The organism is Pseudomonas sp., assembly GCF_030683065.1.
Taxonomy (GTDB): domain Bacteria; phylum Pseudomonadota; class Gammaproteobacteria; order Pseudomonadales; family Pseudomonadaceae; genus Aquipseudomonas.
On sequence record NZ_JAUXMX010000023.1, the window covers coordinates 21772 to 27771 of the forward strand.

General features: G+C 57.6%; 6 protein-coding genes. 2 read left to right on the forward strand and 4 right to left on the reverse strand.

Translation table 11 applies throughout. The annotated features are described in order from the left end of the window. Nucleotides 1-216: 216 nt before the first annotated feature. Together Q8K09_RS05215 and Q8K09_RS05220 are read left to right on the forward strand one after the other, a co-directional pair. Complete coding sequence (locus Q8K09_RS05215; protein ID WP_305253926.1) at nt 217-492, forward strand: hypothetical protein; 276 nt, start codon at nt 217-219, stop codon at nt 490-492. After that, on the forward strand, nt 485-781 hold the full coding sequence (locus tag Q8K09_RS05220; protein ID WP_305253927.1) for a LasR-specific antiactivator QslA: 297 nt from the start codon (nt 485-487) through the stop codon (nt 779-781). The genes Q8K09_RS05215 and Q8K09_RS05220 overlap by 8 nt, the downstream gene beginning before the upstream one ends. Before the next feature lie 823 nt (nt 782-1604). On the opposite strand, the gene umuC is transcribed toward Q8K09_RS05220, so the two are convergent. From umuC to Q8K09_RS05240, 4 genes are all read right to left on the reverse strand, one after another. Next, nucleotides 1605-2879: a translesion error-prone DNA polymerase V subunit UmuC gene (gene umuC / locus Q8K09_RS05225; protein WP_305253928.1), complete on the reverse strand. Its 1275-nt coding sequence runs from the start codon at nt 2877-2879 to the stop codon at nt 1605-1607. Next, a complete protein-coding gene (locus Q8K09_RS05230) occupies nt 2872-3309 on the reverse strand; it encodes a LexA family transcriptional regulator (RefSeq protein ID WP_305253929.1) in 438 nt (145 codons plus the stop codon). The genes umuC and Q8K09_RS05230 overlap by 8 nt, the downstream gene beginning before the upstream one ends. 343 nt (nt 3310-3652) lie before the next feature. Continuing rightward, on the reverse strand, nt 3653-5137 hold the full coding sequence (locus tag Q8K09_RS05235; protein ID WP_305253930.1) for a TolC family protein: 1485 nt from the start codon (nt 5135-5137) through the stop codon (nt 3653-3655). A gap of 57 nt (nt 5138-5194) precedes the next feature. Then, a partial coding sequence (locus Q8K09_RS05240) for an Ig-like domain-containing protein (RefSeq protein WP_305253931.1) occupies nt 5195-6000 on the reverse strand: 806 nt, incomplete at its 5' end.

Consider the following 6000-nt stretch of genomic DNA (forward strand, 5'->3'; position numbering starts at 1 on the left):
GCGGGCCGTGTGAGGCAGGCTTCGGCCTGGCCGGCCTTCCTTCGTGGGTCGGTCTACCACCCTTGCACGGTCCGCCTCCATTCGTGTGGTAGCGAGTGGTAAGCGGCTCCTTAATCTCACGAAGGAGCATAAGGAAAATGCGCTACCCCTTTTTTACCCAAGAGCTCCGCCTTGGTCTTCTGGTCTTGTTGTTCACTTCCACTCTGGAGGTGCGCCATGGCTGAGTTCGAAACCTGCGTTGTCCCTTTTCCACGGCGGCCGAGTCCGCTGCACGAATCCGAGCCCTCTCCTTTTCCAGTCGAAGCTGCGGCCGAGTTGCGCGCAACCATGCTGGGCAATCTGCTGGATCAAATAGCCGAACCGGATGGTTTTCAGGCGCATAACTTACGCCTAAGGGTTACGGCCTACTCGGCCCTGGACCTGCTAGATGAGCTGGTGGTGCTGTACCGGCGCGCGCTGTCCGAGGCGCGAGGAGGTGTCGGCCATGAGTAAAGGCATCATGACCTTGCTGCCCCCGCACGATGGTCATCCTGGCATGGAGATTACCTGGGCAGCGGATTGTCGGCAGGCCTTCAACCAAGGCGTGAGCTTCGCCCAGACCTGGCTCGACAATGCCCGCAGCGGCTGGCTCTGGGCCGTTATGATCGCCGAGCGCGATCTATTGCCTTGCGCCATAGAGAGGCGGGCCTTCGAAGTGGGCTTCCTCAGCCGCATCCATCAACGTTTATGCTCGCCACTGTGTAGCGATGAGCTAATCAAGGATGCGGCGTTGAGCAACTGAGCCGGCATTCCCGTTGCTGATGCGCTTACTGCGCGCATCGTTTCCAAATGGCCCCAGCATGGCCCCAGCAGGTCGATGCATCGACCTGCTGGCAGGGCGTCACCACGCGATGGTGACGCTTCAGCATTCTATGAGCAGGGGTTCATGCGCGACGCAAAGCGCAGAACCCTGACGATGAAAGGAGCCGAAGACCTTGAGCCAAGCAATCAGAATACGCGGATGATCTTTCTTTGATGGGTAAGCGTTTGATTATTAAATGTTTTAATCAGGGCTTTCGGGCTCAATACCCACTTTGATACCCGCTTTTTATGCACTGCAAGTGGCAGATATCAGGCTAAAAACTAGCCCAACCAATATAGGCACGTACTACGTTCGGCCGCAAAGTAGCACGGAGCGGCTCACCAGACTCAAGAATACAGACCTGCTTTCCGCCTGTTTATGAGCATCTTGCATCTGATCCGAAATGCGCAGGTGCTATATAAGACGACGGTGCTCTGATGGCTGAAATCGAACGCAGTGCATTGAGATAGGCCTCGTTCTGAGCAAGATCCCAAGTAATAGCCTTATTCGCAGCCTCATCCGGAGCAAGGCCCTCGAGATACTCCGCACACCCCTATTGTGTGGCAGTAACCCTGAGAAATGCGCGAAAGGCCCGGGGCGTAAAGGCTTCAAGCTAATAAGCAACAAACAAGAGCGCACCTTAAACAGCATTGTGTGGCATGTAGTGGCGTATAACTTACCCCAATTTTGCCCCGTTAATTTCAGGCACAAAAAAAGCCCGGTGCCGCAGGTAATCCTGCGACACCGGGCCTTTCCTTTTTTTCTACACTGCCTTCACCGTCCACAGCTGATCCCACCTAGTGGTATAGCTCGGACTCATCATCTCGCGCTTCATTCCCCAGTCCGGCGCTATGGTTACCCTGCCTGGCCGCAACGTTCCGCGCCCCCACTTGGCGTTGATCTCATCGAGCACACCCATCACTTGCTCTGCGATCACCGGCTGAGTCTCTGCAAACATATCGTCAGTGAACTCGCCGCGCTGGCGTAGATCCAGCAGCAGGATCTCGGCCTTGGCGTATGCGAAGCCATCCCTGAACAGATGATCAAGCCCAGCCATGGCGGCACGGGTGATCAAGCGCGTGTCGTCCGTTGGGTATGGCAGCTCGCAGATGATGCCCTTGGCGTACTTCACTTCATCCGGATTGAACATGCCGGTGCGGATACTCACGCGCACCCGCTTAGTGAGGGACTGCTGAGCACGCAGCTTTTCACAGGCTCGGGCGGCGTAGGTGGCGACCGCCTCACGGATCGGTGCGATCTCGCGCAGGCGCTTACCAAATGCGCGGCTGCAGCAGATTTCCTGCTTAGGCTGCGCGACTTCCTCCAGCGCGAGGCAGGCAGTGCCGCGTAACTCGCGAGCTGTTTTCTCGATCACTACGCTGAATTGCTTACGCAGGGCCCAGGGATCGGCACGCGATAAGTCCCAAGCTGTCTTAATGCTCATGCCCTGTAGATGCGCAGTCATGCGACGGCCAACGCCCCACACTTCCCCAACCGGCGATACCTTGAGCACCTTGTCGCGCCGCTCCGGGTCGCGCAGATCAACCACACCTCCGGTCTGCGCCTGCCACTTTTTAGCGGCATAGTTAGCCAGCTTTGCTAGGGTCTTGGTATTCGCAATGCCAACGCCAGTTGGGATACCTGTGCGCTGCAGAACTTGGGCGCGGATCTCTCGGCCGAGCGTCTCCATTGAGCCAGGCATGCCGGTCAAGTCGGCAAAGGCCTCATCAATGCTGTACACCTCCAGCGCCGGAACGAGACTTTCGATAACTGTCATCACTCGTTCGCTGATGTCGCCATACAGCGCGTAGTTACTTGAGAAAGGGACTATGCCCCAACGCAGTACATCGTTCTTTATCTCGAACCATGGCGCCCCCATCTTCACGTATGGCTTGGCATCGGCAGAGCGGGCAATCACACAGCCGTCGTTATTGCTCAGCACAATGATGGGGGTGCGCCGAAGGTCTGGCCGGAAGACACGCTCGCAGCTGGCGTAGAAGCTATTGCAGTCAACCAGGGCAATAGTGGGCTCATGCATGGCGCCGATGTCGCCGCAGACTGTCTGTTACTACACCCCAGATCACCAGCTCATCGCCCTCCATCACAAAGCGCGGTGGGTACTTGGAATTTTCGGAGCACAGCACGTACTGCAGGCCTTGCCGCGAAAGGCGTTTGACAAAGGTTTCCCCGTTCAGCTCAGCCACAACAATATCGCCGTGCTGCACGGGCAGTGCCTTGCTGACTATGAGGATGTCATCCTCAAAGATCCCCACGCCGGTCATACTGTCGCCGATCACGCGCACCAGGTATGTGTGAGGGGCGTCGATATCCAGCAGCTCATCTAGGGATAGCTTCTGCTCAAGATGGTCCTGCGCAGGGCTCGGGAAGCCGGCCGGAATGCGGAAAGAAAAAAAGGGCAGCTCTATAGTCGAGCTGCCCAGGGGGCCGACAAATGCTGCGGTTGCCATTGAGGGGTACCTGCTCAAGATTACTGTATTTTTATACAGCTATCTTGGAGGCGTGTGAAGCGCCAATCATCAGCCAGCCACCGGCACTGGTGCAGCTTTATTGATGTAGCTGAGCGGGTGTTGGCGCTTCTGGCCGGCAGCAGTCGCTAGTGAAGGACTGCTACCGGCCAGGAGCGGCCACTCGCCTGTGGTCATTTCAGATCAAAACTAGGGCGATTGTAAGTAAGACGGTATGTCTCATTGAGCAGTTAACTGAGTCAGACATGCAGGGGTAAGTGTTCGCGAACCCTTTGATTGGGATCGACACGCCCCCCAGAAATGAGCCTCCTCTCATCAATGCAACCTACAGCTCCCCTGCTTGCCAGCGCGCCTCTTGGTTAGCTAGCGCTTGGGCAATAGCACTCAACTCGTTTGATGGGAGCTGTTCCGGCAGCGGGTCAAGACCTGCGCTGGCGAACAGCTGTCCATAGCTATTGCGCAGCTCGGCATAAGACAAATCGCGGCGCAGGTTGGCCTGTAGTGCATTAAGCTCACCCTGGATCAACTCCAGCTCACCAATACCCTGGGCTTTATAGCGGTTACGTAGCTGCTCGACGATCTGGCTGTCGAGCCCGGCCAGTTGTTGGCTGGTCTGGAACTGGCGCTGGGATTCGTTGTAGTTGGCATTGGCTACATAGAGCTGTGCCAGAATCGCCATGGACATGGCCTGGCGACGGGCTTCGGCTACTTGCTCACCGGCTTTGGCGGCATTGATGGAGGCGGGGGCCGACAGCACATTGAACAGGTTCCAGGTGATCTTCACGCCGTAATCGGCCCAGCTCTGGTTAACCAGAAAGCTGTTGCTGTCGTAGTGGCCGCCGGCCGAGAACTCCAGACCGGGCAACAGCCGTAGCATCGCCTTGCGTGTTTCTGCGGCGCTGATGCGTGCCTGGTAGTCCTGCTCTCGCAGCTCCGGGCGGGTGGCCAAGGCTTCCTGCTCCAATACGTCAAGGTCGACCTTGAGCTGGGGGACTTGGTAATCATCGCTGGCCGCCAGGCTGACAGTGCTGCCGATTGGCAGATTGATCAGGGTGGCCAGTTCGGTTTTGGCCAGGGATAGAGCGCGGCGCTGATCTTCCAGCTGACGGGTGGCTTCGATCAGGGCACGCTGGTAGCTGAGGGCCTGAATCGGGTCGCCGATACGTTGCTCACTCAGGCGTTGGCTGTTGTCGCGCGCCTGATTGACTCGCACCATCAAACTGTCGATCTGGCTGAGCAGGCGTTCGGCTGCCAAGGCTCGCCAATAGGCCGAGCGCACATCCTGAATGATGGTATTGAGCACCTTACGCCGGCGCTCCTGGACGATTAGACGTTGATCGCCTTGCTGCTTGGCGCTGACGTAGGCCACGCCAAAGTCCAGCACGTTCCACACCATGGTCAGATCCGCAATACCCCTGTCACGGTCCTGCGAGGTGGAAGGTTCCAGCGACTGAGTTCCGGTCTGGATGCTCTCGCTGCTGGAGGCGCTGACATTGTCACGGCCAGCGTAGCCTGCGGAAAGCGCCATGCGCGGAAGCATATCGAAGGTGGCGAGGTCGACCTGGCGCTGCGCCAGGGCTTCTTCCATTACCTTGAGGCGGCTTTCAAGGTTGTACTTGACCGCGCGGGCCATGGCGTCATGCAGGGTCAGCGGGCCATTGAGCGGCTCCTGATCCTTGAACATGTTCTGCAGGTCAGTCTGTGCACGCTGTTCGCTGACGCTGCGGTCGATGGGTTTGCTAGTGACGGCACAGCCGCTGATAGTCAGTGCAAGCAGGCTTACGCCGAACAGTTTCTGGCTTTTATTCATCCTTGGGCCGCCCCCTAAAAACGGCTTGAGTCTTGTATTTTAATTTCGATGTCGTGTTCAGGCTTGTGTTGGTAGTTTTTCAAATTGCCCTAGTGCCTGGGCCAGTTCACGCACCTGGCGTTGCTCGCCTTCGTGCAGTTCTTGCAGTTGCTGGCTAAGCGTTGGTGCGCTAAACGTGCCAGGCCGAGAGCCTTCGGTACTGCCCCATTTCTTGCCATCGAAGACTTCCAGTTGTTCAGTTTCCTGCTGGCTGTCTTGGCCGAATATGTTGGCGAGTGAGCTGGAGCCGAAGCCTCCGCCACCACCAAAACCTAAGAAGCCGCTTCCCGAGCTGTCTCCGCCAATGTCACTGGAACTGCTGCCGAAGACCTGGGCAATAAAGCTCGGTGCAAGGGCATTCTGGTTGATAAAGATATTGCCCAAGGTCGGGATACCGTTACCGATTGTTGGCACCTCGAACAGTGGTGGCGGAATGAGTAGCGACTGGGTGGTAGGCGGTGAAGATAAGGGTATCGTTGGCTGCAAGGGTGCAGTCAGTAAGGCTGGTGGCTGACTTGGCGGGTTGGCACGGAACTCAGGGTCGCCATTTACGGTTACCAGCGCCTGCACTGTATCGATGGCATAGTTGTTGGAGTCGGTGGTCCCGCTGCCGCTGTTGCCTGCGGCATCGGCGTAGCCGGTGTTGTCCAGCGTGATCAGATTAGTCGTGTCGGTGATGCTGGCCGTCGGCGTCAGGATTGCCGACCAGGTAATGCCGCCGTCGTTGCTGGACAGACCGCTGAGCACACCGTTGGCAACGGTGAAGTCTGCGGTGGTAAGGCCGGTGACCGCTTCGTTGAAGGTGATGGTCACCGTGCTGGTTT